Genomic DNA, 24485 nt, shown 5'->3' with positions numbered 1-24485 from the left:
GCTTAGCGGCCGGGGCGGATCGACAGCTGGAAGGCCAGCAGCCCTTCACTGACGTCGGTATCAAGGCCGTTCATGCCGCGCAGGCCCTTACCGGCGTCGATCTCGCGATAGACGACGCCAAAGGAGGTCTGCATGTCGCCCTTGCGATAGGCCACGCCGATCGAGGCGTCGCCGAGGAAGCTGCCCTTGTCTTGGGTATAGCCTGAGCGCGTGTAATCGCCGTCTCGCGTGCGGGCGAAGTTGTAGCCCACGGCGCGGCCCGAGCCTGCGGCGTACAGATACCACCGCGGCCGTTCGCCGAACCGCTCGCGGCCGTTGGGCGCCAGACGGTCCAGCCCCTCGCCGATCTTGAGGGTCACGCCGGCCTCGGCCGAGCGGCCCTCGCTGCCGACGCCCAGGCCGGCATGGGGCGTCAGGCTGACTTCCAGACCCGAAGCCGTATGGCCGCGCGCGGCCCGGAAGCCGCGCACATAGCGCAGGTCATAGGCGTCCGGGTCCAGTTCAGCCCGGTCCACCGGGGTGACCGGCAACGGTGAGCCGTCGGCGCGACGCAGCCGCCCTGCGGTCTCCAGCGTGACGCGGTCGGTGAAGTCGGTGCGGTCGATCCAGACGTCGCGTCGGGTGGTGGCGGACAGGCCCGATCCGTCCTCGGGACGGAAGGCGGTCGGGATTTCGATCTCGGGGCCGAAACGGGCGTCGGGCGCGACGCGGAAGCTGGTCTGGTCGGTCAGGCGGGCGGTGACGGTCGCGTCCGGCGCAGCGTCGAAGGCGTTGGGGGCCCAGGTCTGCGCACAGGCGGCGTTGGCGCAGGCTGTCGCCAATACGCCGGTCGCTCCAATCAGGTAGGCCTTCAAACGCATCCGGTCTCCCCACCGATCCGCTGAACTCACACTGCAACCACCCGGCGCAGGAGTCCAACAGGTTTTCGACATGGTTTCGTCGCTTTTCAACGGGGACGACCGGCGCTGGTTCCCGAATAGAAAAGGGCCCCGCTGTCGCGGAGCCCTTCGAGGTCTTCAGTGCTGAGGCCTTACTGGCAGGCCAGGCACTCGTCGTAATCGGTCTTGGGCATGGAGAAGAGATCGGGCTGGTTCGGATCCAGAACCGCCTCGACCTTGTCCTCGGCGCCGGCGAAGGCGGCGCGCTGCACCGACTTGGAGCGCAGATAGTACAGCGACTTCACGCCACGTTCCCAGGCGGACCAATGCAGCATGTGCAGGTCCCACTTGTTGACGTCGCCCGGGATGAACAGGTTCAGCGACTGGGCCTGGCAGATTTCCGGCGCACGGTCGGCGGCCAGTTCGACCACCCAGCGCTGGTCCAGCTCGAAGGCGGTCTTGAAGATGCCCTTCTCGTCCTCGTTCAGGGCGTCGATGTGCTGGACCGAGCCTTCCTGTTCCAGGATCGAGTTCCAGACAGCCTCGGTATTGATCCCCTTCTCGTCGAGCAGGCGCTCCAGATAGGGGTTCTTGACCGCGAACGAGCCCGACAGGGTCTTGTGCGTGTAGATGTTGGCCGGGATCGGCTCGATGCCGGCGGACGTGCCGCCGCAGATGATCGAGATCGAGGCGGTCGGGGCGATGGCCAGCTTGTGGCTGAACCGCTCCATGACGCCGCGTTCCTCGGCGTCCAGGCAGGGACCCTTCTCTTCGGCCAGCAGGCGGCTGGCCTTGTCGGCCTCGCGACGCAGATGCTTGAACAGCCGCATGTTCCACGACTTGGCCATGGCGCTTTCGAAGGCGACGCCCTGACCCTGCAAGAAGGAGTGGAAGCCCATGAGGCCGAGGCCGACCGAACGCTCGCGCTTGGCCGAATAGACGGCGGCGGCCATGGCGGGCGGGGCGCGGCGGATGAAGTCCTCCAGGACGTTGTCCAGGAAGCGCATCAGATCCTCGACGAAGCGCGGCTCCTCGCGCCATTCCAGGAAGGTCTCGGCGTTGACCGACGACAGGCAGCAGACGGCGGTCCGGTCCACGCCCAGGTGGTCGCGGCCGGTGTGCAGCATGATCTCGGCGCACAGGTTGGACTGTTTGACCTTCAGGCCCAGGTCGCGCTGGTGCGGCGCCATCTGGCGGTTCACCGTGTCGGAGAAGATCATATAGGGCTCGCCGGTCTGCATCCGGATGTCGAGCAGCTTGGTCCACAGCGAACGGGCGTCGACGGTCTTCATGACCTCGCCGTTCTTGGGCGACTTCAGGTCGAAGGTCGCGCCGACCTTCACCGCCTCCATGAACTCGTCGGTGATGTTGATGCCGTGGTGCAGGTTCAGGGACTTGCGGTTGAAGTCGCCCGATGGTTTGCGGATTTCGAGGAATTCCTCGATCTCGGGGTGGTGGATGTCGAGATAGACGGCGGCCGAGCCGCGACGCAGGGACCCTTGCGAAATCGCCAGGGTCAGGCTGTCCATCACGCGGATGAAGGGGATGATGCCCGAGGTCTTGCCCGCGCCCTTCACCTTCTCGCCGATGGAGCGGACGCCGCCCCAGTAGGTGCCGATGCCGCCGCCGTTCGAGGCCAGCGAGACGTTCTCGTTCCAGACGTTCTGGATGCCCTCAAGGCTGTCGCCCACGGCGTTCAGGAAGCAGGAGATGGGCAGGCCGCGATCGGCGCCGCCGTTCGACAGGACCGGGGTCGCCGGCATGAACCACAGGCGGCTCATATAGTCATAAAGACGCTGGGCGTGTTCGGGGTCGTCCGAGAAGGCGGTCGAGACGCGGGCGAACATGTCCTGATAGCTCTCGCCGGCCAGCAGGTAGCGGTCTTCCAGGGTCTTCTTGCCGAAATCGGTCAGCAGGTCGTCGCGCGACCGGTCCACCTGGACCGATTTCACCACCGTCAGGTGGGGGCGTTCAGGCGTCTGCGTTCCCGCAACACCTTGGAATTCCGTCGTCTTCAATGCCTCGCCGCCAGCCATGGTCATCCGCGTCCTGAACAGAAAAAGCCTAGAGCCACCTGCGCCGTAACCACATCATCTTGTGGCCTCTGCGCTCCCCGAGCCCACATATAGGGCGCATATGCCTAATGACCCGTCAACGGGCTTGACGGACACTTAGTGGGCGAATCGCTTGGACAAGTCGCGCAGGCCTGGGGAAAAGCCAGTGCGCAAGCCAGCACGGCCCCTTTGCGTTCACGCGACAACGCGATCACGAACGCGTGATCGGAACATAGGGCGAGCTTGGCCGTTTGGGCCGTCCATGACCCAGTCCAATATCCGTCCCTTTTTGATACGCGTCCTGACGGTCGCCCGCACGGAGATCGCGGCGCTTGCCGCCCTCTTCGTCGTCGCCGGCGGCGTGCTGACCTTCGTCGAACTGGCCGACGACATGACCGAAGCGGACGGCATCGCCTTCGACCATCATATCCTGGCGCTGATGCGGCCATACGCCGACGATCCCGGCCGGCCGTGGGGACCATGGTGGCTGAAGGAGGCGGCGGCCGACCTCACCTCTCTGGGCGGCATATCCGTGCTGGGCCTGTTCGCCCTGATCGTGATCGTCTTCCTGCTGAGCCAGAGGAAATGGCTGTCGTCGCTGATGCTGGTCGTGGGCCTGGCGGGGGGCGTCGCGCTCTCGGAAGGGCTGAAAGCCGTGTTCGAGCGCGCCCGGCCGCCTGCCGCCATGCAGGCGGTGGAGACGATCAACGCCAGCTTCCCGTCGGGTCACGCCCTGCTGTCCACCGTCTTCTATCTGACCGTCGCCGTCATGCTGACGCGCGCCTTCCCGCGCGAGCGGTTCAAGGTCTTCGTACTGGGAGTGGGAATCCTGATGGCCCTGCTGGTCGGACTGACCCGCATCTATCTGGGCGCCCACTGGGCCACCGACGTCTTCGCCGGCTGGGCCGTCGGTGCGGCCTGGGCCATGGCCCTGTGGCTGATCGCCTATGGCGTGGCGCGCTGGCAGAAGCGCCGCCGCGCGCCGCTGCAGGACGAGCCGTCGCCGATCGAGGTCGAGACGACGATCGCCCCGACCAAAGTCTAGGCCCGCAGTCCTGTCCGCGACGGGCTAGTCTGGCTCGACGCCGCGAGAGATGAGCCATGGACCACGCCGCCCAATACGCCGAACGCCTGAAGACCCCCGATCAGGCCGCCGCCCTGATCGCCTCGGGCGCCAAGGTCGCCATGGGCCTGGGCGTGTCCCAGCCGCCGGCCCTGCTGAAGGCCCTGGCCGAGCGGGCGGAGCGGGGCGAGGTGGAGGACGTCAATCTCTACTATCTGCTCAGCACCGCCATCGCGGGCGACACGGTGCTGCGCTACGAACTGATGGACCGGATCCGGCCCTGGAGCCTGTTCCACAGCGCCATCGAACGGCGGCTGGAACAGCGCGCCTTCGAGGAGGGGCGGCCCAATCCCGTCCAGTTCATCCCCACCGGCTTTCAACAGTCGCCTCGGCTGCTGTGCGACGAGGTCGGGGTCGACACCCTGGTCTGCACCGTGTCGCCGATGGATGCGGACGGCTTCTTCTCGTTCGGGACCAACACCGACTATTCCAAGCCGGTGTCGCAGACGGCGAAGACCGTGATCGTCGAGGTCAATCCGCACATGCCGCGCGTGTTCGGCGACTGCACCGTCCATGTGTCGAAGGTCGCCGGCATCGTCGAACATGCCGCGCCCCTGCTGGTCGTGCCGCGCGCCGAACCCCAGCCGGCGGACCTGATCATCGGCCGGATCATCGCCGACCTGGTAGAGGACGGGGCGACGCTGCAGATGGGGATCGGCGCCCTGCCCAACGCCGTCTGCGACGCCCTGAAGGACCACCGTGACCTCGGCGTCCATACCGAGATGCTGACGCCGGGCCTGGTCGAACTGATGCAGGCCGGGGTCGCCAACCATGCCCGCAAGACCCTGCATCCCGGCGTGGGCGTCTTCGCCTTCTCGATGGGCGACCTCAACACCTATGAATTCCTGGACGGCAATCGCGGGATGGAGGCCCACCCCGTCTCCTATGTGAACGACCCGGCCGTGATCGCGCGCAATGCAAAGATGATCTCGGTCAACGCCACGCTTCAGGTCGATCTGACCGGCGCCTGCTGTTCGGAGTTCCTGAACGGGCGTCAATTCACCGCCGCCGGCGGTCAGCTGGACTTCGTGCGCGGCGCTTACGGCTCCGAAGGCGGCAAGTCGATCATCGCCTGTCACGCCACGGCGGCGAAGGGGACCGCGTCGCGCATCGTCGCGCGGCTGGACGGGCCGGTCACCACGCCGCGCAACGACACTCACATCGTCGCCACCGAACACGGCTGGACCAATCTGAAGGGCAAGTCGTCCAGCGAACGCGCCCGCGCCCTGATCGCCCTGGCCGCGCCCGAGTTTCGCGACGGGCTGACGGCGGCGGCGCGGGAGCAGGGCCTGATCTGACGTGACGGCTTGATCTTCGGCCGCCCGTCAGGACTTCTACGCCCATGAAGACCGTCCGCCTGCTGGCCCTGCTCGCCCTTCTCGTCGCCGCGCCCGTCAGCGCCAGCGCGGCCCAGGGCGCCTATGCGACACAGGGGGACTGCGGCGGCCGGCCCATGACCGGCGTGCGGATGGCGCCCGGCTATTGCCTGGGGCTGGTGTGGCAGGGATCGGGCGCGGATGGGCCACGGATGCCGCGCGGCCTGTTGGCGCTTTCCGGCGGCGACTGGTTGGTGACGGACCTGGGCAACTGGTATCCGGGCAACGGCGCGATCTGGCGGCTGTCGTTCGGACCGAACGGCGCGCCGCGCTGGCGACGGCTGGCCCAGGGCCTCAACATGCCGCACACGGCGGCGCGCGGCCCGGACGGGCGCCTCTATGTGTCCGAGATGAACCGGATCCTGACGCTGGATCCCGACGCAGCCGATCCGGCGACGACGGTGCGGACGGTGATCGGCGACCTGCCGGACAACCGGCTGCACGCCAATCGCCATCCCCTGTCCAGCTTCGTGTTTGACGGGAACGGCGACCTGCTGGTCAACGTCGGCGCGCCCAGCGACCGCTGCGTAGACGCCAGAGGCCGGGCGCGAACCGATGCTTCGGGAGCCTGCGCCGACAGCGCCGCGACGGCCCAGGTGCGGCGTCACGCCTATCTGGGGAACGGCCGGTGGGCCGAAGACAGCACAGTCTTCGCCTCGGGCCTGCGCAACTCCATCGCCCTGGCAAGGCACCCGTCGGGGACCATTCTGCAAGGCGAGAACTCGGTCGATCTGACCACGCCCGACCATCCCTATGACGAGATCAATGTGCTGCGTCAGGGCGGCCATTACGGCTGGCCCTATTGCGTGGACCTGGCGACGCCCCTGCCCGGCTGGAGCGCAGCCCAGGCGCGGTGCACAGAGCGCGACGGACCGCGGGCCCTGCTGCCGCCGCACGCCGCGCCGCTGGACCTGATCTATTACGAGGGGGCGATGTTCCCCGAACTGCGCGGCCGGCTGCTGATGAGCTGGCACGGCTATCGCCGCGCAGGCGGGCGGATCGTGGCGGCCGAGACCGACGCGCAAGGCCGCCCCCTGACGGACCGGGGCGGCCGCTACGCCATCTATCCGCGCGGCTCCCTGACCTATCCGGCCGGGGCGCCCAGCGTGCGCGGCAAGGTGCTGACGCCCGGATGGGACACGGTCGCCGGCCGTCAGCCGCGCGGCGCGCCGGTGGTCCTGGCGGTCGCCGCCGACGGCTCGATATGGGTCACGGACGACCGCAACCGGGCGATCCTGAGGATCGCCCGGGCCGATATGACGCCCTAGCTCTTGCGGGCGTCGCGCTTGGCCAGGACGCGCAGGCGAAGGGCGTTCAGCTTGATGAAGCCGGCGGCGTCCTTGTGGTCATAGGCCTGGACGCCTTCCTCGAAGGTCACCAGGTCCTGGTCGTACAGGCTGTGGGGGCTTTCGCGGCCGATGACGCTGACATTGCCCTTGTAGAGCTTGACCTTGACCGTGCCGGAGACCTTTTCCTGGCTGAGGTCGATGGCGGCCTGAAGCATCTCGCGCTCGGGCGAGAACCAGAAGCCGTTGTAGATCAACTCTGCGTATTTCGGCATCAGCTGGTCCTTCAGGTGCATGGAGCCGCCGTCCAGGGTGATGCTTTCAATGCCTCGGTGCGCCGCGATCAGTATGGTGCCGCCGGGGGTCTCGTAGACGCCGCGCGACTTCATGCCGACGAAACGGTTCTCGACCAGGTCCAGACGGCCGATGCCGTTGTCGTGGCCGTACTGGTTCAGGGCGGTCAGGATGGTGGCGGGCGACATGGCCTCGCCGTTGATGGAGACGGCGTCGCCCTTTTCGAAACCGATCTCGATGACCGTGGCCACATCCGGTGCGTCCTCCGGCGAGATGGTGCGTTGGTGGACGAACTCGGGGGCCTCGACCGCCGGGTCTTCCAGCACCTTGCCCTCGGACGAGGAGTGCAGAAGGTTGGCGTCGACGCTGAAGGGCGCCTCGCCGCGCTTGTCCTTGGAGATCGGGATCTGGTTCTTCTCGGCGAAGTCCAGCAGGGCCTCGCGGCTGCGGAACTCCCACTCGCGCCAGGGGGCGATGACGCGGATGTCGGGCTCCAGCGCATAATAGCCCAGCTCGAACCGGACCTGGTCGTTGCCCTTGCCGGTGGCGCCGTGACAGACGGCGTCGGCGCCGACCTGACGCGCGATCTCGATCTGGCGCTTGGAGATCAGCGGGCGGGCGATGGAGGTGCCCAGCAGATAGTCGCCTTCGTACTGCGCATTGGCGCGGAACATCGGGAAGACGAAGTCGCGCACGAACTCCTCGCGCAGGTCGTCGATGAAGATGTTCTCGGGCTTGATGCCCAGCTTCAGCGCCTTCTCGCGCGCCGGGCCAAGCTCCTCGCCCTGGCCCAGGTCGGCGGTGAAGGTCACGACCTCGGCGTTATATTCGGTCTGCAGCCACTTCAGGATGATCGAGGTGTCCAGACCGCCCGAATAGGCGAGGACGACCTTCTTGATGGGCTTGTCGGCGGGGGCGGACATGGCGGCTCTCTCAGTAACAAGGTGGCGCAAGGATCGGGGAGTTGACGCGCGCATAAGACCGGGGGTCCCGCGATGCAACCTTTTCCACGGCTCAGCCTGGTGAACATGAACCTTTGGTCATGTTTCATTCCGTCGCGTTGCCAGCGCATCGACCCGCGTTATGGTCCGAACCAACTGCAATCCTGAGGATCTCGCATGCGCCGCACCGGCTCTCTCGTCGCCGCCGCCGCCCTTCTGGCGGTTTCAACCCCTGTCTGGGCCTCTGTCGCGCCCGCCCCGGCCGCTCAGGCGGCTGCACCCGCCGTCCAGGCTGCGCCGGTCGCCGATCTGGTCGCCGAAGTCGACATTCCCTACACCAAGTTCACCCTGGATAACGGCCTGACGGTCCTGGTCCACGAGGACCACAAGGCCCCGGTCGTCGCCGTGTCCGTCTGGTACAATGTCGGCTCCAAGGACGAGCCGGCCGGCAAGACCGGCTTCGCCCACCTGTTCGAACACCTGATGTTCGGCGGATCCGAGAATGCGCCGGGCAGCTATTTCACGCCGATGCGCAACATGGGCGCGACGGACATGAACGGGACGACCTGGTTCGACCGCACCAACTATTTCGAGACGGTCCCGACTCCGGCGCTGGAACAGGCCCTGTTCATGGAAAGCGACCGCATGGGCTACATGCTCGGCGCCATCAGCCAGGAGACGCTCGATCTGCAGCGCGGCGTGGTCCAGAACGAGAAGCGCCAGGGCGACAACCAGCCCTATGGCCTGAACCAGTACAAGCAGCTGGAGGCCCTGTTCCCCGAAGGCCACCCCTATCGCCACTCGACCATCGGCTCTATGGCCGACCTGGATGCGGCGTCGATGCAGACGGTGCGCGACTGGTTCACCTCCAACTACGGCCCCAACAACTCGGTGCTGGTTCTGGCCGGCGACATCACGCCCGCCAAGGCGCGCGAACTGACCGAGAAATATTTCGGCCCGATCGCCAAGGGTCCGGTGAACAATCCCGCCCAGGCGCCGGTCCCGACCCTGTCCGCGCCGGTCAACGAGACGACGCACGACCGCGTCTCCAACGCCCAGGTCGAGATCAGCTGGGTCGTTCCCGGCATGCTGGACGCGGACTCGGTGCCGCTCAGCGTCGGCGCCTCGGTGCTCGGCGGTCTGGCGTCTTCACGTCTGGACAATGAGCTGGTGCGTGGCGATCAGAGCGCCGTCTCGGTCAGCGCCTCGAACGGCGCCTATCACCGCATCGGCATCTTCGAGATCAGCGCGATGGTGAAGCCCGGCGAAGACCCGGCCGCCGTCGAGGCCCGCACGCGCGAAATCCTGAACGGCCTGATCGCCAACGGCCCGACGCAGGACGAAATCAACCGCGTCGTGACCCAATACGCCTCGCGTCGCATCCAAGGGCTGGAACAGGTCGGCGGCTTCGGCGGCAAGGCCACGGCCCTGGCGGAAGGCCAGCTCTATGCCGGCGATCCGGAACACTACAAGGAGGAGCTGGCCGCCTATGCGGCGGTGACGCCGGCCCAGGTCCAGGCGGCGATGCAGAAGTGGCTGACCCGTCCGGCCTATACGCTGACGACGCTGGTGGGCGAGCGCGAAGCCTATGCCGAGGCGGCCGCGGCCCCTTCGGGCGCCAACCACACGCCGGCGCCGGAAATCCAGCGCGTCGCCCGCATGGCCAGGCCCGAGATCGGCCAGGTCGCCAACGTCGACTTCCCCGCCGTGGAGCGCACCCGCCTGTCGAACGGCATGGAGGTGATCTACGCCCAGCGCGACGCCGTGCCCGCCACCAAGATCGCCATCGACTTCGACGCCGGCCTCGCCTCCGACGACCGGGCGAAACTGGGCCTGCAAACCCTGATGCTGGACCTGATGGACGAGGGCACCCGCACCCTGAACGCAACGCAACTGGCCGAGGCCCAGGAGGCGCTGGGCGCCAGCATCACCACCGGCGCGACCATGGATCGCTCGGTCGTGCAGCTGTCCGCCGTCACGCCGAACCTGCAGCCGTCGGTCGCCCTGCTGGCCGAGGTGGTCAAGAGCCCGGCCTTCGCCTCGGCGGAGCTGGAGCGTCTGCGCGCCACCCGCCTGTCGCGCATCGCCGCAGAGCGCACCCAGCCGGCCGCCCTGGCCAGCCGCGCCCTGCCAGAACTGATCTATGGCGCGGCCAGCCCCTACGGCCGTCCGTTCAGCGGAAACGGCGATGAGACCAGCGTCAAGGCCATCACCGAGGCCGACATCCGCGCCGACTACGCCAAATGGATCCGACCCGACAACGCCAAGATATTCGTCGTCTCGGATCGGCCGCTGAGCGAGATCACGCCGATCCTGGACGCCAGCTTCGGCCAGTGGGTCCCGCCCGCATCGGCCAAGCCGGTCAAGGACTTCTCGGCCCCGATCCCGGCCGCGACGCCCAAGATCGTCCTGATCGACCGTCCGCAATCCCCCCAATCCTACATCATGGGCGGCGAGGTTCTGGCGGCCTCGGGCAGCGACGACCTGCTGGTGCTGAACGCAGCGAACAATGTGCTGGGCAACGACTTCCTGTCGCGCATCAACTCCGACCTGCGCGAGACCAAGAGCTGGTCCTACGGCGTCAACGCCTCGGTCGCCGGTTTCGCCGGACGCGTGCCCTATCTGGTCACCGCCCCGGTCCAGGCCGACAAGACCGGCCCCGCCATCGAAGCCCTGAACCTTCAGTTCAACGACTTCCTGTCGGGCGGCAAGGGCGTCACGCCCGCCGAGCTGGAGCGGACGATCAACGGCAACACCCGCCGCTTGGCCGGCAGCTACGAGACCTCGGCGGCCGTCCTGGGCGCCCTGCGCTCCAACGACCTGCTGGGTCGCCCGGACGACTATCCTGAGACCATCGCCGCCCGCACCAACGCTCTGACGGCGACCCAACTGGACGCCGCAGCCAAGGCCGCGATCGACCCGTCCAAGTTCGTCTGGGTGGTCGTCGGCGACGCCTCGGTGGTCAAGCCTCAACTGGACGCCCTGGGCATCCCCGTCGAGGTCCGCTCGGCGGCCGGCGCCGTCCAGTAGGGCGACGACAGTTCAGAACGACGAAGGCCCGGAGAGCGATCTCCGGGCCTTTTGTTTGGTCAGGTGCAATGCGGCGGACCATCCGGCCCTCGGGTCAAGCCCGAGGGTGACGGGAGGGGTGTTCAGTCCGTCGTCGCGCCGGTGGTGCGCATGATCTCGGCGCGCAGTTCGGGCAAGCCCAGGCCCTTTTCCGAGGACGTCAGCAGCACCACCGGGAAGGCGGCGGGGCGTTTGGAGATGGCCTTCAGCGTGGCTTCCTGAACGGCCTCGCCCTCACCCTTCTTCAGCTTGTCGGCCTTGGTCAGGACGATCTGATAGCTGACGGCGGCTAAGTCCAGGGCGTCCAGCGCCTCCTTGTCCACGCTCTTCAAACCGTGGCGGCTGTCGATCAGCAGATAGACCCGCTTAAGCGTCACCCGGCCGCGCAGATAGTCGCGGCCCAGGTCCTGGAACTTCTTGACCGTGGTCTTGGACGCCTTGGCCCAGCCGTAGCCGGGCAGGTCGACCAGACGCATCCGGCCGTCCAGGTCGAAGAAGTTGACCTCGCGCGTCCGGCCCGGCTCGTTGGAGGCGCGGGCCAGCTTGTGCATGCCGACCAGACCGTTGATCAGGCTGGACTTGCCGACGTTGGAGCGGCCGGCGAAGGCGATCTCGGGCAGGTTCGGCTCGGGCAGCTGCTCGATCTTGGCCGCGCCCATGATGAAGGTCGCGGGCCGCGAAAACAGGACCCGCGCGGCCTCGATTTCCTCGGGCGTGAACTCGGTTTCGTCGATCACGCCGGTGACTTCTTGAACCGGGCGAAGAACGTATCGATCGGATTCTCGGCCTTGTAGCGGTGCATGATGACGTACTGCTGCAGGATGGTCAGGACGTTGGACCAGGCCCAGTAGATCAGAAGGCCGGCCGCGAACGGCGCCATGATGAAGGTGAACAGCAGCGGCATGAACTGGAAGATCTGACGCTGGATCGGATCGGTCGCCGGCGGGTTCATCGCTGTCTGCAGCCACATGGTCAGGCCATAGGCGATGGCCAGCAGGCCCAGGTGCAGCGGGCCGGCCAGCAGGCCGCCGATCAGCGGCGCCATGGACGGATCCCACGGGATCAGGCCGAACAGGTTCCAGATCGACGACGGATCGCGCGCCGACAGGTCATGCACGAAGCCCAGGAACGGCTGGTGGCGCATTTCGATGGTGACCGTCAGCACCTTGTACAGGGCGTAGAAGACCGGGATCTGCAGCACCAGCGGAAGACACCCGGCGACCGGGTTGATCTTTTCCTTCTGGTACAGGGCCATCGTCTCCTGCTGCTGCTTCTGCGGGTCGTCTTTGAACTTCTTCTTGATCTCCTCCATCTTGGGCTGGAGGTTCCGCATCTTGGACATGCTGGCGTAGGCGTTGTTGGCCAGCGGGAACATGACCAGCTTGACGATGACGGTCAGGGCCAGAATGGCGACGCCGAAGCTGCCGACCAGGCCATAGACGTTCTCCAGGATCCAGAAGATCGGGCGCGTCAGGAACCAGAACATGCCCCAGTCGATCGCATAGACGAAGCGCGGCAGGCCCAGGCTTTCCTCATAGGACTTCAGCACCTCGGCGCGCTTGACCCCGGCGAACAGGCGCTGGGTCTCGGTCGCGGTGGCGCCCGGCTGGATCGTGCGGGTGGTGCCCAGGACATTGGCTTCCAGCTGCTGGCCGCCGTTGATGTCGCGCACGCGGAATTCGGTCTCGACCGCCTCATTCTGCTGGGGCAGCAAGGCCGCCAGCCAGTATTTGTCGGTGATGCCCAGCCAGCCGCCCGTCGAGGCGTTCTCGATGCGGGGCTCCTTCAGCCAGTCCTTGTATTTCTTCTGCTCGGTCCGGTACTCGCCGGGCTTGCCGAAGGCGCCGATCGCGCCCTCGTGGACGATGTGAGACGAGCCGGCTGCGGGCGGCACGCCCTGGCGCTGGACGCTGCCGTAAGGGGCGATGGTGATCGCCTGCGTGCCCAGGTTCTGGACCGTGTCCTGAACCGAGAAGACATATCGGTCATCGACCGACATCACGCGGGTGAAGCGCAGGCCCTGGCCGTTGTCCCAGGTCAGGGTGATCGGCGTGGTCGGCGTCAGGGTCGAACCATTGGTCAAACGCCAGACGGTATTGGGTCCGGGCACGCCGCCGGCGACGTTGGGGCCGGTCCAGCCGAACTGGGCGAAATAGGCGTTCTGCATCCCCTGCGGGCGGAACAGCTCGACCGGCTGGGGTTTGTCCTGAACCTCGCGGTAGTCGGTCAGGAACAGGTCGTCGATGCGGCCGCCTTGCAGCGACAGCGAACCCTTCAGCGTGCCGGACTGGATCGGCACCCGCGCGGCGGTGCTCAGCGCCTGGCTGCGGTCGGTAACGAAGGTCGGCCCCTGGGGGCTGAGCGCCGTGCGTGCAGCGTTGTCGGCGGTCTGCGACTGCTCGGCCTGGGCCTGCTGTTGCACCGCGCGACGCTCGGCCTGCGGACGCAGCACGGCGAAATAATAGATCCCCATGATCAGGGCCGAGCACACGATGAAGATGATCGTGTTGCGCGTGTTCTCGTTTTTCATGGATTCTGGCGGTCCTGGCCGGATGGGGCGCGGGCGGGCGAGGGCTTGGTCGCCCCCCGATCATGTCGCGGTGTCGCCAGCCTTGTAAGCGTCGATTTCACGTCGTCAAGCAGACGGTCCCACGCACGCTCGGTCGTGCCCATGCGGGCGATGAAGACATAGTCGCTGCCGGGCACGCCGTGCTGGGCCAGCATGGCCCGCGCAGCCTCGCGCAGACGGCGTTTGGCGCGGTTGCGAACCACCGCGCCGCCGACCTTTTTCGTGGCGGTGAATCCCAGGCCGATATGCGGCGAACCGTCGCCGCGCTCCAGACGCTGAATCACCACGGCGCCGCGCGCCTCGGAAACGCCTTTGGCGGCCGCCAGAAACTGGGGCCGCCGCAACAGACGCTTGATCTGTAAAAGGTCGCTCATGCGTCCAAAAGATTCCGGACGCGTAAGCCGCTTACGCCGTCAGGCGCTTGCGGCCCTTGGCGCGACGGCGCGCAACAATCTTCTGGCCGTTCTTGGTGGCCATCCGGCTGCGGAAGCCGTGACGGCGCTTGCGCACGAGTCGCGACGGCTGATAGGTCCGCTTCACGGTCGGCTCCTGACGTTAAAGGTTGGGCGGCGGGGCAAGAGGCGTCCGTCGCAGGAAGGGCGGGCGTATAAGTCGCATGTCCGCGTGAGTCAACGCTCGGACGGCATTTCGGGACGATGAAACGGATGGCGAAACGAACGGCGAAGGAATGGGGCCTGCGGCTGCTGCCGCTCGTGGCCATCGCCGGTCTGGTGATCGCCTTCTTCGCCCTGGGCTGGAACCGCTATCTGTCGATGGACCTGATCCGCGAGCACGGGCTGAACCTTCAGGCCTATGCGCGCGCGCACTGGTGGGTGGCGCTGGCCGCCTTCATCGCCGTCTATGCCCTGGCGACCGCCTCGACCATCCCTGGGCCCGTCTTCCTGACCCTGCTGGGGGGAATGATGTTCGGACCCTATGTCGGCGCCCTGGCCCAGTCGACGGGGGCCACGATCGGCTCGGTCGTCATCTATTATGTCTATCGCACCTCGATCGGCACGTGGCTGCGAGCAAAGTTCGAGACCGACGCCGGTTTCATGGATCGGCTGGCCAAGGGCATCGACCGCAACGCCTTCACCACCCTGTTCACCCTGCGCGTGATCCCCAGCGTGCCCTTCGTCCTGGTCAACGCCACGGCGGGGATGATGGCGGTGCCGCTGCGGCCCTATGTGATCGCCACCTTCATCGGCCTGTTGCCCTCCACCTTCATCTACACCTGGATTGGATCGCAACTGGGCGACCTGCTGCGCGCAGGCGTGCGGCCGGACCTGCCCATGCTGCTGCACCAATTCTTCTGGCCGCTGATGGGTGTGGTCTTCCTGTCGCTGCTGCTGCCCATCGGCATCAAGCTGTTCCAGATGATCCGCGCGCGACACGCATCCAAGGCGCCCGCATGAGCGTCCTGTTCGACCGGATCGCCACACGGCTGAACCTGACGCCGGAACAGGCGACCCTGTGGCGCGAACGCCTGACGCCGCGCGCGCCCGACGGCCTGTCGGCGCGACTGCTGTTGCTGACCGTCGCCTTCACCCTGGCGGTCGAGGCCCTGATCATGGGGCCGAACCTGGCGGCCTTCCACGAACGCTGGCTCCGCGACCGATTGCAAGCGGCCGAACTGGCCTCGGTCGGGGTCGAGGCCCTGCCCTATAGCGCGGTCGAGGACGACACGGCGGCCGAGCTGATGCGGATCGGCGGGGTTCAGGCCGTGGCGCTGACGGAACAGGGTGTGCGCCGCCTGCTGCTCCAGGCCCCTAACCTGCCCCGCGCGCCCGAGCTGATCGACCTGAGGCAGCAGGACAGCTGGGGGCGGCTGACCGACCCCTGGCGCACCCTGTTCGGCCACCCTGATCGCTCGCTGCGCGTCCAGGCCAAGCCGCGCTATCGTTCCGGCGACTTCATCGAGATCGTCACCCCGGCCCAGCCGCTGAAGCTGGAGCTGAAGGCCTTCCTGTTGAACAGCCTGTTGGTGTCCCTGCTGGTCTCGGTGACGGCGGGCGCCCTGCTTTATGGCGGTCTGGCCCTGCTGGTGCTGCGCCCTCTGCGCCGCGTCACCCGCTCCATGGAACGGTTCGCAGTCGATCCCGAAAGCGAGGCCGAGGCGCCGTCCGACCGGCACGACGAGATCGGCCGTGTCGAGCGCGAGCTCAGCCGCATGCAGGAAGAGGTGCGCCATTCGCTGCGTTCGCGCGCCCGCCTTGTGGCGCTGGGCGAGGCGGTGGCCAAGATCAACCACGACCTGCGCAACATGCTGACCTCGGCCCAGATGGCGTCCGAGCGGCTGGCGACCTCGGCCGACCCCCAGGTCGCCAAGGCCCTGCCCCGGCTGGAACGCGCGCTCAGCCGCGCCGCCAACCTGTCGCGCAATGTGCTGGAATACGGCCGCAGTGAAGAGCCGGCGGCCCAGAAGACGCGCGTGGTCCTGACCAAGGCCCTGACCCTGGCGGCCGAGGATGCGGGGCTGGAGCCGGACGGCGTGGCGCTGATCAAGCAACTGCCGCCGCGCTTCGCCGTCGAGGCCGACGCCGATCAGCTTTATCGCATCCTGGTCAATCTGATGCGCAACGCCCGCCAGGCCATCGAGGCTGATCCCGGTCGCCCACCGGAGCGGCGCGGCAAGGGCGCGATCACGGTCAGCGCCTTCGGTCAGGACAGCTTCTGCGTCGTCCGCATCGCCGACGACGGCCCCGGCATCCCGCCGCGTTTAGCCGAACGCCTGTTCGAACCCTTCGTCAGCTCCAAGAGCTCAGAAGGCACCGGCCTGGGCCTGACCATCTCGCGCGAACTGGCCGCCTTGAACGGCGGCGACCTTCGCCTGGTCGAGTCTGATGGCGCAGGCGCAACCTTCGAACTGCGCCTGCCGGCCTGAAGCGCCTTATTCCAGTCCGTCGTCCGACACCACGAATGGGCGGTTCTCGGCCTTGGCTTGCGCCGCCAGTTCGTCCTGGACCAGGTGCCAGCGTCGCAGCCGTTCATAGTCGATGGCGTGTTCCGGCGAGGCGTCCAGCCAGTGGCGGAAGTCCTCGATCTGCAACTTGGCGTCCGAGGCGGCGGCGTCCGGCAGCGCCGGCACGTTCGGCAACTGGCGCGCGACATCGGCGGGGATGGGGAAGTCACCGGACGAGGTGCTGAGGATCATCAAGTCTTCTCACGTTCGGGAGCGGTAAGGGCGTGTTGCGACCATGCCGTGAAGCTGGGTCTTGCGCCACCTTTTCGTGGCTGCGGCGTTGTGCTGCATGATGGCTTATGGCCAAGCCCAAGCTCTCAGGAGACAAGCCCGTGATCGTTCGCCTTTCCCTTTCTGTGGTCATGCTGACGGCTGTGGCGCTGGCCGGCCCGGTCCAGGCGCAGACGACCCCGGTCGCTCCCTATGCGGCTCCCGATCCCTATCGCGATCAGCGCGCCCTGCCCGATCCGGCCGATCCGAACAGCCGCGACGCTCTGTTGAGGGCGCGGGGAGAGGCCTACCATCGCGCGAGCGACGATCAGCAAACCGAAGAGGAACTGCGCACCACCCGCGCCCTGAACGACGAGATCGCCGCCCAGAACGCCCTGGCAGACAAGGCCGACGAAGCGGCGCGTCTGGACTATGACGCCGCCCTGGCCCGGCATCAGATCGAAGTGCGCCAGACCGAAGAACAGGCCCGCACCGCCGCTCTGGCTACCCGTGCGGCCCAGGATCAGTACGACCGCGACTACGCCGCCTGGCAGGAACAGGTGCGGTTGTGCCGGTCCGGCGTCAGCTCGGCCTGCGGGACGCCGGCGCCGTTGGGGCGCTAGGCCTCGCTCGCCTTCGCCTCGGCGACCAGGGCGTCGTCGATGGCCCTGGCGCGCACCGCCGCCGGCCGCGACGTAATCCGCTCGGCATAGGCCTGGAAGGCCGGCCGGGCGGGCAGGCTCTTGAACATCAGGCCCCAGGCGATCTGGCTGCCGACATAAACGTCGGCGGCGGTGAATTGGTCGCCGAGCAGCCACGGGCTCTTGTCCAGCGCTTGCTCCAGGCCATCGACGACCTGATCGAAGGAGCCGTAGCCGACCATGGCGGCTTTTTCGGCCGGCGGCAGCTGACCCAGCGACTTGGCGGTCACCGCCGCCTCGACGGGACCGGCGGCGAAGAACATCCAGCGATAGTACAGGCCCCGCAGCGGATCGTCCGTCGCGGGGGCCAGGCCGGCGTCAGGGAAGGCGTCGGCTAAGTAGGCGCAGATGGCGGCGCATTCGGTCACGACGATCCCGCGATGGGTGATCGCCGGCACCTTGCCCATCGGATTGATCGCCAGATAGTCGGGCGCCTTCATCGCCGCATAATCGACCACGACGGTGCGATAGGGCTGGCCGACCTCCTCCAGCATCCAGCGGGCGATCCGACCGCGGGACATGGGGTTGGTGTAGAAGACAATCTCGTCGCTCACGTCGTGCTCTCCCTTGTCGAGGAGAGCCTACGCCCGAAACGGGACGGATGTCAGCCCGCGACCAGGCTCATGTCGCGCCGGGCCATCATGCGGTCGAACTCGGTCCAGACGCCCTCGACGCCGTGCCAATCGCCCTGAGTGGCGGCCTTGGAATATTCGGTGGCGCGCGCCTCGAAGAAGTTGGCGTGCTCGACGCCCGACAGCAGGGACTGCAGCCAGGGCAGCGGGTTTTCCTTCACCCCATAGACTTCCGGCAGCTTGAGCTGACGCAGGCGCCAGTCGGCGATGAAGCGGATGTATTGTTTGATGTCCTCGGGCGTCATGCCCTGGACCGAACCCATTTCGAAGGCCAGGTCGATGAACCGGTCTTCCATGGTCACCACGGTCTTGCAGCAGTCGACGATGTCGTCGGCGACCGACTTGGTTACCGCGCCCGTCTCCTGGTTGAAGGCGTGGTACAGTTTGATGATGCCCTCGCAGTGCAGGCTCTCGTCGCGCACCGACCAGGACACGATCTGGCCCATGCCCTTCATCTTGTTCTGGCGGGGGAAGTTCATCAGCATGGCGAACGAGGCGAACAGCTGCACGCCCTCCGAGAAGCCGCCGAACATGGCCAGGGTCCGGCAGATGTCGGCGTCGGTATCGACCCCGAACTGACCCATGAAGTCATGCTTGTCGCGCATGGCCTCGTATTCCATGAAGGCGCCGAACTCGCTCTCGGGCATGCCGATGGTTTCGAGCAGCAGGGCGTAGGCCGCGATATGGATGGTCTCCATATTGCCGAAGGCGGCCAGCATCATCTTCACCTCGGTCGGTTTGAAGACCCGGCCGTAGCGCTCCATGTAATTGTCCTGAACCTCGATGTCCGCCTGGGTGAAGAAACGGAAGATCTGGGTCAGCAGGTTGCGTTCGCCGTCGTTCAGGGTCGAGGCCCAGTCCTTGACGTCCTCGCCCAGAGGCACCTCTTCGGGCATCCAGTGGACCTGCTGCTGCTTCTTCCACATGTCGAACGCCCACGGATAGCGGAACGGCTTGTAGGCGGCGGAAGGAGTCAGCAGGCCGGCGGCGCCGGGACGGATGATCGGGGTGATGGCGTTCATCGAACTGGACCTGAAGCGATTCCGGAGAGGCGTTCACCATGCGACTCTCGAACCCCGGCGCCAAGTCGAATTTGGTCTATGTTGCGTCACATTATCTGACAGACGCTATATCTGGTAGATTTGCCTCAGGATTCTGGGGAGGGAGTTGGGGACGAATTCGCGCCGTCCGGCCACGCTTGCGTCTCAGGCGGCCTGGGCGTCGACCTGGCGCTCGGCGACGGCGTCGAACACGGCCTCGATCGCGGCGTAGAGTTTGGCCTGGGTGACGGGCTTGGCCAGATGGCCGTCCATGCCGGCGGCGATGCAGCGGGCGGCGTCCTCGGGCATGGCCTCGGCGGTGACGGCCAGGACCGGCACGTCGCGCAAGGGAGCGTCCAGGGCGCGAATGGCGCGGGTGGCGGCGATCCCGTCCATCACCGGCATCCGCACGTCCATCAGGACCAGATCGAAGGACTGGACCAGCAGCGCCGCCAGGGCCTGCTCGCCGTCACCGGCTTCGCTCGTTTCGCAGTCGGCGGCCTGCAGCATGATGCGCAGCAGATTGCGGTTGGCCGGATGGTCGTCGACGATCAGGACGCGCGTGCGGCGGCTGTGAAGCGGCGTTGACGCTTCGTCCTCCACCGTCTCCACCACGGCGGCGGGCACGATCAGGGTGAAGGTCGAACCCCGCCCTTGCGCGCTTTCGATCTCGACGATCCCGCCCAGGCAGTCGATGTGGTTCTTGGCCAGGGCCAGGCCGACGCCGGCGCCTTCGTGCGCGCGGCTGGTGCTGGCGTCGCCTTGTTCGAACAGGCCGAACACGCCTGCGCGGGTCTGTTCGTCCATGCCGCAGCCGGTATCGGAAACGACGATGGACAGACTGTCTTCGATCCGGTCCAGGGCAACCGTCACGCCGCCCCGCCCGGTGAATTTGACGGCGTTGTTGACCAGATGATGCAGCGTCTGACGCAGACGGCGGGCGTCCACCATCGCCTGACCTTCGACCTCGGGCGTGAGGGTCAGGGTGAACGTCAATCCCTTGACGAACGCCCATTCGCGCGAGGGCGCGACCGCCTCCTCCACCAGTTGGCGCACATCGGTGGCCTTGGGCGAAACCTCGGCGCCGCCGCGCGATATCTCCAGCAGATCCTCCACAAGCCGCAGCATCGTCTCGCCGCAGTGGCGGATGGCGTCCACCTGACGCAGGCCTTCTTCATCCAGGCCAGGACGGCGCGACAGCAGGTCCGCATAGCCGGTGACGCCCGTCAGGGGCGTGCGCATCTCATGGCTCATCATGGCCAGGAACCGTCCCTTGACCGCACGGGCGGCCTCGACGCGGTGACGCGCGGCCAGGGCGGCTTCGGTCCGAGCCTTCAGCCGCGCAACCAGACGACGGCGCTCGGTCGACAAGGTCGTGATGGGAAGGGCCGTGCCGACCACCGCCAGCAGGAACAGGTGAAGCACGCTCATCTGCCGCATGACGTCGGGGATGCCCGCCAGCGCAGCGTCTGGCGCGAGGTGCGTCAGGGTGATCGGCCCATGACCCAGAAGGGTCGCGCCGCCACCGACGACAGCGACAAGGACCACGGTCGCCGCAGTCCAAGGCGGCGACAGCCGAAACGCCAGCAGGATCAGGGGCGGGAAGATCAGGAACAGCACCGGGGCCTGGTTCTGGCTGAACACCCCGAGCGCCGCGACGACCACCAGGGACGCCATGGCGACGATCTCGGGCCACCGCGCCAGGGAGTCTTCGCGGAATCGGTGCTGGCGCGCCAGAAGCAGCAGGGAGGGCGCGACGATCAGCATCGCCAGCACCTCCATCTCGAACAGATAACGCAGACGGAAGGACAGGCCTCCGATGGGCAGCCTGTTGAGGGCCAGGACCAGCATCGCCGCCAGGACCGTGCTGATCGCCACGGCGGGCGCCAGCGCGAGGGCGAAACGCAGCAGCCGCATCGGACGGCGCATATCCAGCGCCGCGCCGCAGAAGCGACGCACAAGAACGGCCGCCACCATCACCTGGATCAGGTTGAACAGGGCGTTGCCCCACAGGAACAGGCCCGGATCGCCGCGCACTGCATTGCTGGCCAGATTGATGGCGAAACAGGACGCCAGGGCCATCACCGCCTTCGGGCGATGCAGTTGAAGCACCGCCGTCAGGAGCACAGCGTTGGCGGGCCACATGATGGTCACCTCGAAGGTGCGCGCCATCCATATCCCGACCAGCTGGCAGCCGGCGAACAGAGCGACGTAGGCCCAGGCCGGCGGCCCCGCAACGCGGCCGGCGTCGTGGCGGAACAGCCGCCATCTCACGTGCGTCGTCTTGAGATCGGACACGGTCATATGTCGGTTCTGACACAAAGGTCTTAATGATACCGATGTGCGCCCACTAGGTAATTGCCCGCAAGCGACGACGGAACCGGCAGGGAGCGCCGCCGTTTTCCTGCCCTCGCTAGCCAAGGGCCCGACCGATGTCAGACGTGATCGCCGAACCGACGTTCGAACCCCCGGCGGACGCCTTGGCCTTCTACGAGGAAAGCCTGCGCCTGCTGAAGGAGAGCGGTATCCCGTTCCTGCTGTCCGGCACCTATGCGGTGACGGCCTATACGGGCATCCGCCGCCCGACCAAGGATCTCGATGTCTTCTGCAAGCCCGGCGACTATCCCCGCATCCTGGCCTTCTTCCAGAAGCACGGCTACCGCACCGACGTCGAGGACGAGCGCTGGATCGCCAAGGTCTGGAAGGACGAGAAGCACTTCTTCGACGTCATCTTCGCCATGTCCAACGGCACCATCGCCGTGTCCGACAGCTGGTTCAGCGAGGACCGGATCACCGTCTATGGCCATCAGGTCCAGATCACCCCGCCCACGGCCCTGATCCTGTCCAAGGTCTTCATCCAGGACCGCTATCGCTATGACGGCGCCGACGTGAACCACGTCATTCTGAAACAGTCGGACGCCATCAACTGGAAGAGCCTGCTGGACCAGATGGACCTCTATTGGGAGGTGCTGGCCGCCCATCTGCTGAACTTCCGCTTTGCTTATCCGACAGAGCGCGACCGCATCCCACGCTGGCTGATGGAGGAGTTGGTCGAGCGGCTGACGGCGCAGATCGATTTGCCGGCCCCGCGCGTAAAGGTCTGTCGCGGGCGGCTGTTCAGTCCGCGCGACTATGTCGCCGACGTCGCCGAATGGGGCTTTGGCGACGTGGTCGGCAAGGGGCTGGAGGAACGCCACGACCCGGTCAATCTGGGCCACTGAAAGGAAGGTCGCCGCATGACCGACGCAACCCCGGACCCGCAGACGACGCAGCCCGGCCTGGAACCCGGCCCCGCCAAGAAGATGCGTGTCGCCGCCGTCGGCGACCTGCATGTGGGCGAGGCGACCGAGCACAGCTATCGCGACCTGTTCGAACGGGTGTCGGACGATGCGGATGTGCTGTGCCTGTGTGGCGACCTGACCAACTACGGCAAGACGACGGAGGTCGAGCGGCTGCTGGAAGATCTGAAGCTGTGCACCATCCCCATGGTCGGCGTGCTGGGCAATCACGAGCATGAATGCGGCCAGCCCGAGCATGTGACCAAGATGCTGACCGACGCCGGCGTCAAGATGCTGACCGGCGAGGCCTATGAGATCGACGGCGTCGGCTTTGCGGGCGGCAAGGGGTTCGTCGGCGGCTTCGGCCGCTATATGCTCAGCTCGTTCGGCGAGGCGTCGATCAAACAGTTCGTTCAGGAGGCGGTCGAGGACGCCAACTTGATCGAGAACTCGATCCGAATGCTGCGCACCGAGCGCTCCGTCGTCCTGTTGCACTATGCGCCCGTGGTGGAGACGGTGATGGGCGAGCCGCCCGAGATTCATGCCTTCCTGGGCTCGTCGCGCCTGGCCGAGACCATCGACCGCTATGATAACGTCAGCCTGGTCGTGCATGGCCACGCCCATCGCGGCGGGCCGGAGGGGCGAACCAACAAGGGGGTGCCGGTCTATAACGTCGCCCTGCCCGTGCTGCGCACCCTTGGCGAAACCCCCTATCGGGTCTTTGAAATCTGATCCGAGTGTAGGAGTGTGCCGCTCAGGGCTGAACTTCAGCCTTTTCTCTGGTCGCGAGGCGGCCTGTTCTGGAGTTTCCCATGCGTCTTCTGTCTTCCGTTGCGGCCGTCGCCGTCCTGGCCCTGACCACCCCGGCCCTCGCCGCCGGCCAGACCCCCGCGCCTACGCCCCAGGCCGCACCCGCCCCTGCCGCAGCCCCCGCACCGGCTGAAGAAGCCGACAGCCTCGAGGAAGCGGCGTTCGAAGCCAAGGGCGAAGCCTTCGGCGAGAAGATGGAGACCATGTCCAACGAAATGCAGGCCGCCGCCGCCCAGACCGACAAGGCCAAGGCCAAGACCGATCTCGACGCCCTACAAGCCCGCTATCAGCCGGAAGTCGACACCTTCGCCCAGGAGCTTCAGGCCTTCGCCGTGACCCAGGGCGCGCCCGCCGATCAGATGGCTGCGGTCGCGGCGCAGATCCAGGGCATCCCCGCCAAGGTTCGCACCGAAGTCGAGCAGGCCGCCGCCGCGCCGGCCGCCGCGGCCCCCGCTCAACCGCAGTAAGGCGCGCCTTACCGCGATTTCACTTGAGACAGGGCGGCGCAAGGCGGAGTTTGCACGGGTCATTCAACGGGAGCCCTCCCATGATCCGCCTGCTCAGCCTGACCGCCGCCCTGGCGCTCGCCCCCCTGTCCTCGGCGCTCGCGCAGGATGGAGCGCCCGCACCCGCGCCTGCATCCGCCGAAGCTCGGCTGGAAATCGCCTCGAACGCCTTCGAGGCCCGCATGGAAGCGTTCGGCAAGCGCGCCGAGGCCATTTCCGAGGACCATAGCCTGAGCGAAAGCGTGCGCGGCCAGCGCATCGCCGCCCTGTGGACGGAATATGCGCCGGACGTCGCCGCCTTCACGGCTGAGACCACGAAACACGCCACGGAAATGGCGGCGGAAGCGCTGAAGGACATCGACGTCAACGCCCTGGTCGCCGACGCCATGAACGACCCCGAAGTCAAACAGGCGATCGAGGACGGCATGCACAAGGGCGTCGTCACCGCGAACGGCATCGCCCAGAACAGCGCCTGGACCAATCCGACCCCCGAGCAGATGGAAACCTACAGCCTGGTCGCCCAATACGCTCTGGACCAAGCCGCCGACGCCGTCGTTGACGAGGGCGTTGAATCTCCCGAAGCGCCCGAGCCGCCGGAAGCGCCGGAACGCCCGACGGCATGACTCGCTCGTCTCCTCCCCACTCGTGGGGAGGGGGACCGCGAAGCGGTGGAGGGGCTCTTGAAGTCCCACAGGCGCCGGTGATGCGTCAAAAACCCCCTCCGTCACGGCGCTGAGACGCGCCGCGCCACCTCTC

22 protein-coding genes are annotated in these 24485 nt (G+C 66.9%); 11 read left to right on the top strand and 11 right to left on the bottom strand.

From position 1 onward, the window contains the following. Positions 1-2: 2 nt before the first annotated feature. A complete protein-coding gene (locus ACZZZD_RS11180; RefSeq protein ID WP_463435051.1) occupies positions 3-860 on the bottom strand; it encodes a lipid A-modifier LpxR family protein in 858 nt (285 codons plus the stop codon). 170 nt (positions 861-1030) lie between these two features. Further along, on the bottom strand, positions 1031-2920 hold the full coding sequence (locus tag ACZZZD_RS11175) for a ribonucleoside-diphosphate reductase subunit alpha (RefSeq protein ID WP_463435050.1): 1890 nt from the start codon (positions 2918-2920) through the stop codon (positions 1031-1033). Between the two features lie 274 nt (positions 2921-3194). On the opposite strand from ACZZZD_RS11175, the gene ACZZZD_RS11170 reads away from it, so the two are divergent. The 3 genes from ACZZZD_RS11170 to ACZZZD_RS11160 are packed head-to-tail and all read left to right on the top strand — an operon-like array spanning position 3195 to position 6699. Beyond that, the gene (locus ACZZZD_RS11170; protein ID WP_463435048.1) at positions 3195-3977 is read left to right on the top strand and encodes a phosphatase PAP2 family protein; all 783 of its coding nucleotides are present in this window, start codon (positions 3195-3197) and stop codon (positions 3975-3977) included. Positions 3978-4033: 56 nt separating this feature from the next. Next, positions 4034-5353, top strand: coding sequence for an acetyl-CoA hydrolase/transferase family protein (locus ACZZZD_RS11165; protein ID WP_463435046.1), 1320 nt, complete (start codon positions 4034-4036; stop codon positions 5351-5353). A 44-nt stretch (positions 5354-5397) separates the two neighbouring features. Then, complete coding sequence (locus tag ACZZZD_RS11160; protein ID WP_463435044.1) at positions 5398-6699, top strand: PQQ-dependent sugar dehydrogenase; 1302 nt, start codon at positions 5398-5400, stop codon at positions 6697-6699. On the opposite strand, the gene ACZZZD_RS11155 is transcribed toward ACZZZD_RS11160, so the two are convergent. After that, the gene (locus tag ACZZZD_RS11155; RefSeq protein ID WP_463435042.1) at positions 6696-7934 is read right to left on the bottom strand and encodes an argininosuccinate synthase; all 1239 of its coding nucleotides are present in this window, start codon (positions 7932-7934) and stop codon (positions 6696-6698) included. The two genes, ACZZZD_RS11160 and ACZZZD_RS11155, sit on opposite strands and share 4 nt — an antisense overlap. Positions 7935-8129: 195 nt before the next feature. On the opposite strand from ACZZZD_RS11155, the gene ACZZZD_RS11150 reads away from it, so the two are divergent. After that, complete coding sequence (locus ACZZZD_RS11150; protein WP_463435040.1) at positions 8130-10982, top strand: M16 family metallopeptidase; 2853 nt, start codon at positions 8130-8132, stop codon at positions 10980-10982. Positions 10983-11104: 122 nt separating this feature from the next. Here the strand turns inward: ACZZZD_RS11150 and yihA are convergent, their stop codons facing one another. From yihA to rpmH, 4 genes are read right to left on the bottom strand one after another with little or no spacing between them, the layout of a single operon-like run. Beyond that, positions 11105-11758 carry a ribosome biogenesis GTP-binding protein YihA/YsxC gene (gene yihA / locus ACZZZD_RS11145; RefSeq protein ID WP_463435038.1) on the bottom strand — a complete coding sequence of 218 codons (654 nt, stop codon included), beginning with the start codon at positions 11756-11758 and terminating at the stop codon, positions 11105-11107. Continuing rightward, entirely contained in the window at positions 11755-13551 is a 1797-nt protein-coding gene (yidC, locus tag ACZZZD_RS11140; RefSeq protein WP_463435036.1) for a membrane protein insertase YidC, read from the bottom strand. The genes yihA and yidC overlap by 4 nt, the downstream gene beginning before the upstream one ends. Continuing rightward, positions 13548-13964, bottom strand: a complete 417-nt coding sequence (gene rnpA / locus ACZZZD_RS11135) for a ribonuclease P protein component (protein WP_463435034.1) — start codon at positions 13962-13964, stop codon at positions 13548-13550. The genes yidC and rnpA overlap by 4 nt, the downstream gene beginning before the upstream one ends. A gap of 31 nt (positions 13965-13995) precedes the next feature. Then, a complete protein-coding gene (rpmH, locus tag ACZZZD_RS11130; RefSeq protein ID WP_003164000.1) occupies positions 13996-14130 on the bottom strand; it encodes a 50S ribosomal protein L34 in 135 nt (44 codons plus the stop codon). Between the two features lie 125 nt (positions 14131-14255). Here rpmH and ACZZZD_RS11125 point away from each other — a divergent pair, with 125 nt between their 5' ends. Both ACZZZD_RS11125 and ACZZZD_RS11120 read left to right on the top strand, forming a co-directional pair. Continuing rightward, positions 14256-15005, top strand: coding sequence for a TVP38/TMEM64 family protein (locus ACZZZD_RS11125; RefSeq protein WP_463435025.1), 750 nt, complete (start codon positions 14256-14258; stop codon positions 15003-15005). Beyond that, positions 15002-16474: a sensor histidine kinase gene (locus ACZZZD_RS11120; RefSeq protein ID WP_463435023.1), complete on the top strand. Its 1473-nt coding sequence runs from the start codon at positions 15002-15004 to the stop codon at positions 16472-16474. Before ACZZZD_RS11125 ends, ACZZZD_RS11120 begins: the two co-directional genes overlap by 4 nt. A gap of 6 nt (positions 16475-16480) precedes the next feature. Here ACZZZD_RS11120 and ACZZZD_RS11115 read toward each other — a convergent pair whose 3' ends face one another. After that, positions 16481-16744 (bottom strand): hypothetical protein, encoded by a 264-nt coding sequence (locus ACZZZD_RS11115; RefSeq protein WP_463435021.1) that lies wholly within the window; start codon positions 16742-16744, stop codon positions 16481-16483. 140 nt (positions 16745-16884) lie between these two features. On the opposite strand from ACZZZD_RS11115, the gene ACZZZD_RS11110 reads away from it, so the two are divergent. Beyond that, positions 16885-17385 carry a hypothetical protein gene (locus ACZZZD_RS11110; RefSeq protein ID WP_463435019.1) on the top strand — a complete coding sequence of 167 codons (501 nt, stop codon included), beginning with the start codon at positions 16885-16887 and terminating at the stop codon, positions 17383-17385. Here ACZZZD_RS11110 and ACZZZD_RS11105 read toward each other — a convergent pair. The 3 genes from ACZZZD_RS11105 to ACZZZD_RS11095 all read right to left on the bottom strand — a co-directional run bounded on the left by ACZZZD_RS11105 (position 17382) and on the right by ACZZZD_RS11095 (position 21439). Continuing rightward, on the bottom strand, positions 17382-18017 hold the full coding sequence (locus ACZZZD_RS11105) for a glutathione S-transferase family protein (RefSeq protein WP_463435017.1): 636 nt from the start codon (positions 18015-18017) through the stop codon (positions 17382-17384). The two genes, ACZZZD_RS11110 and ACZZZD_RS11105, sit on opposite strands and share 4 nt — an antisense overlap. A gap of 50 nt (positions 18018-18067) precedes the next feature. Continuing rightward, positions 18068-19117 carry a ribonucleotide-diphosphate reductase subunit beta gene (locus ACZZZD_RS11100; RefSeq protein WP_159847695.1) on the bottom strand — a complete coding sequence of 350 codons (1050 nt, stop codon included), beginning with the start codon at positions 19115-19117 and terminating at the stop codon, positions 18068-18070. A 183-nt stretch (positions 19118-19300) separates the two neighbouring features. Further along, positions 19301-21439: a response regulator gene (locus ACZZZD_RS11095; RefSeq protein WP_463435015.1), complete on the bottom strand. Its 2139-nt coding sequence runs from the start codon at positions 21437-21439 to the stop codon at positions 19301-19303. 128 nt (positions 21440-21567) lie between these two features. On the opposite strand from ACZZZD_RS11095, the gene ACZZZD_RS11090 reads away from it, so the two are divergent. The 4 genes from ACZZZD_RS11090 to ACZZZD_RS11075 all read left to right on the top strand — a co-directional run bounded on the left by ACZZZD_RS11090 (position 21568) and on the right by ACZZZD_RS11075 (position 24352). Next, positions 21568-22356: a nucleotidyltransferase family protein gene (locus ACZZZD_RS11090; protein ID WP_463435013.1), complete on the top strand. Its 789-nt coding sequence runs from the start codon at positions 21568-21570 to the stop codon at positions 22354-22356. Positions 22357-22371: 15 nt separating this feature from the next. Next, complete coding sequence (locus ACZZZD_RS11085) at positions 22372-23145, top strand: metallophosphoesterase family protein (RefSeq protein ID WP_463435011.1); 774 nt, start codon at positions 22372-22374, stop codon at positions 23143-23145. Positions 23146-23225: 80 nt separating this feature from the next. Further along, a complete protein-coding gene (locus tag ACZZZD_RS11080) occupies positions 23226-23690 on the top strand; it encodes a translation initiation factor IF-2 (RefSeq protein WP_463435009.1) in 465 nt (154 codons plus the stop codon). Between the two features lie 80 nt (positions 23691-23770). Then, the gene (locus ACZZZD_RS11075) at positions 23771-24352 is read left to right on the top strand and encodes a hypothetical protein (protein WP_463435007.1); all 582 of its coding nucleotides are present in this window, start codon (positions 23771-23773) and stop codon (positions 24350-24352) included. Positions 24353-24485: the final 133 nt, after the last annotated feature.

The sequence above is a fragment of the Brevundimonas sp. AC546 genome (genome assembly GCF_979258305.1).
This window is presented reverse-complemented; position numbering and strand designations above follow the sequence as displayed.

Coding starts and splice junctions, on each gene's coding strand:
- rnpA (WP_463435034.1), bottom strand. CDS start 13,964: ATGAGCGACCTTTTACAGATCAAGCGTCTGTTGCGGCGGCCCCAGTTT.
- ACZZZD_RS11100 (WP_159847695.1), bottom strand. CDS start 19,117: ATGAACGCCATCACCCCGATCATCCGTCCCGGCGCCGCCGGCCTGCTG.
- yidC (WP_463435036.1), bottom strand. CDS start 13,551: ATGAAAAACGAGAACACGCGCAACACGATCATCTTCATCGTGTGCTCG.
- ACZZZD_RS11115 (WP_463435021.1), bottom strand. CDS start 16,744: ATGATCCTCAGCACCTCGTCCGGTGACTTCCCCATCCCCGCCGATGTC.
- ACZZZD_RS11120 (WP_463435023.1), top strand. CDS start 15,002: ATGAGCGTCCTGTTCGACCGGATCGCCACACGGCTGAACCTGACGCCG.
- ACZZZD_RS11180 (WP_463435051.1), bottom strand. CDS start 860: ATGCGTTTGAAGGCCTACCTGATTGGAGCGACCGGCGTATTGGCGACA.
- ACZZZD_RS11170 (WP_463435048.1), top strand. CDS start 3,195: ATGACCCAGTCCAATATCCGTCCCTTTTTGATACGCGTCCTGACGGTC.
- ACZZZD_RS11125 (WP_463435025.1), top strand. CDS start 14,256: ATGGCGAAACGAACGGCGAAGGAATGGGGCCTGCGGCTGCTGCCGCTC.
- ACZZZD_RS11095 (WP_463435015.1), bottom strand. CDS start 21,439: ATGACCGTGTCCGATCTCAAGACGACGCACGTGAGATGGCGGCTGTTC.
- ACZZZD_RS11175 (WP_463435050.1), bottom strand. CDS start 2,920: ATGACCATGGCTGGCGGCGAGGCATTGAAGACGACGGAATTCCAAGGT.
- ACZZZD_RS11155 (WP_463435042.1), bottom strand. CDS start 7,934: ATGTCCGCCCCCGCCGACAAGCCCATCAAGAAGGTCGTCCTCGCCTAT.
- ACZZZD_RS11165 (WP_463435046.1), top strand. CDS start 4,034: ATGGACCACGCCGCCCAATACGCCGAACGCCTGAAGACCCCCGATCAG.
- ACZZZD_RS11160 (WP_463435044.1), top strand. CDS start 5,398: ATGAAGACCGTCCGCCTGCTGGCCCTGCTCGCCCTTCTCGTCGCCGCG.
- ACZZZD_RS11150 (WP_463435040.1), top strand. CDS start 8,130: ATGCGCCGCACCGGCTCTCTCGTCGCCGCCGCCGCCCTTCTGGCGGTT.
- ACZZZD_RS11085 (WP_463435011.1), top strand. CDS start 22,372: ATGACCGACGCAACCCCGGACCCGCAGACGACGCAGCCCGGCCTGGAA.
- ACZZZD_RS11080 (WP_463435009.1), top strand. CDS start 23,226: ATGCGTCTTCTGTCTTCCGTTGCGGCCGTCGCCGTCCTGGCCCTGACC.
- ACZZZD_RS11090 (WP_463435013.1), top strand. CDS start 21,568: ATGTCAGACGTGATCGCCGAACCGACGTTCGAACCCCCGGCGGACGCC.
- ACZZZD_RS11075 (WP_463435007.1), top strand. CDS start 23,771: ATGATCCGCCTGCTCAGCCTGACCGCCGCCCTGGCGCTCGCCCCCCTG.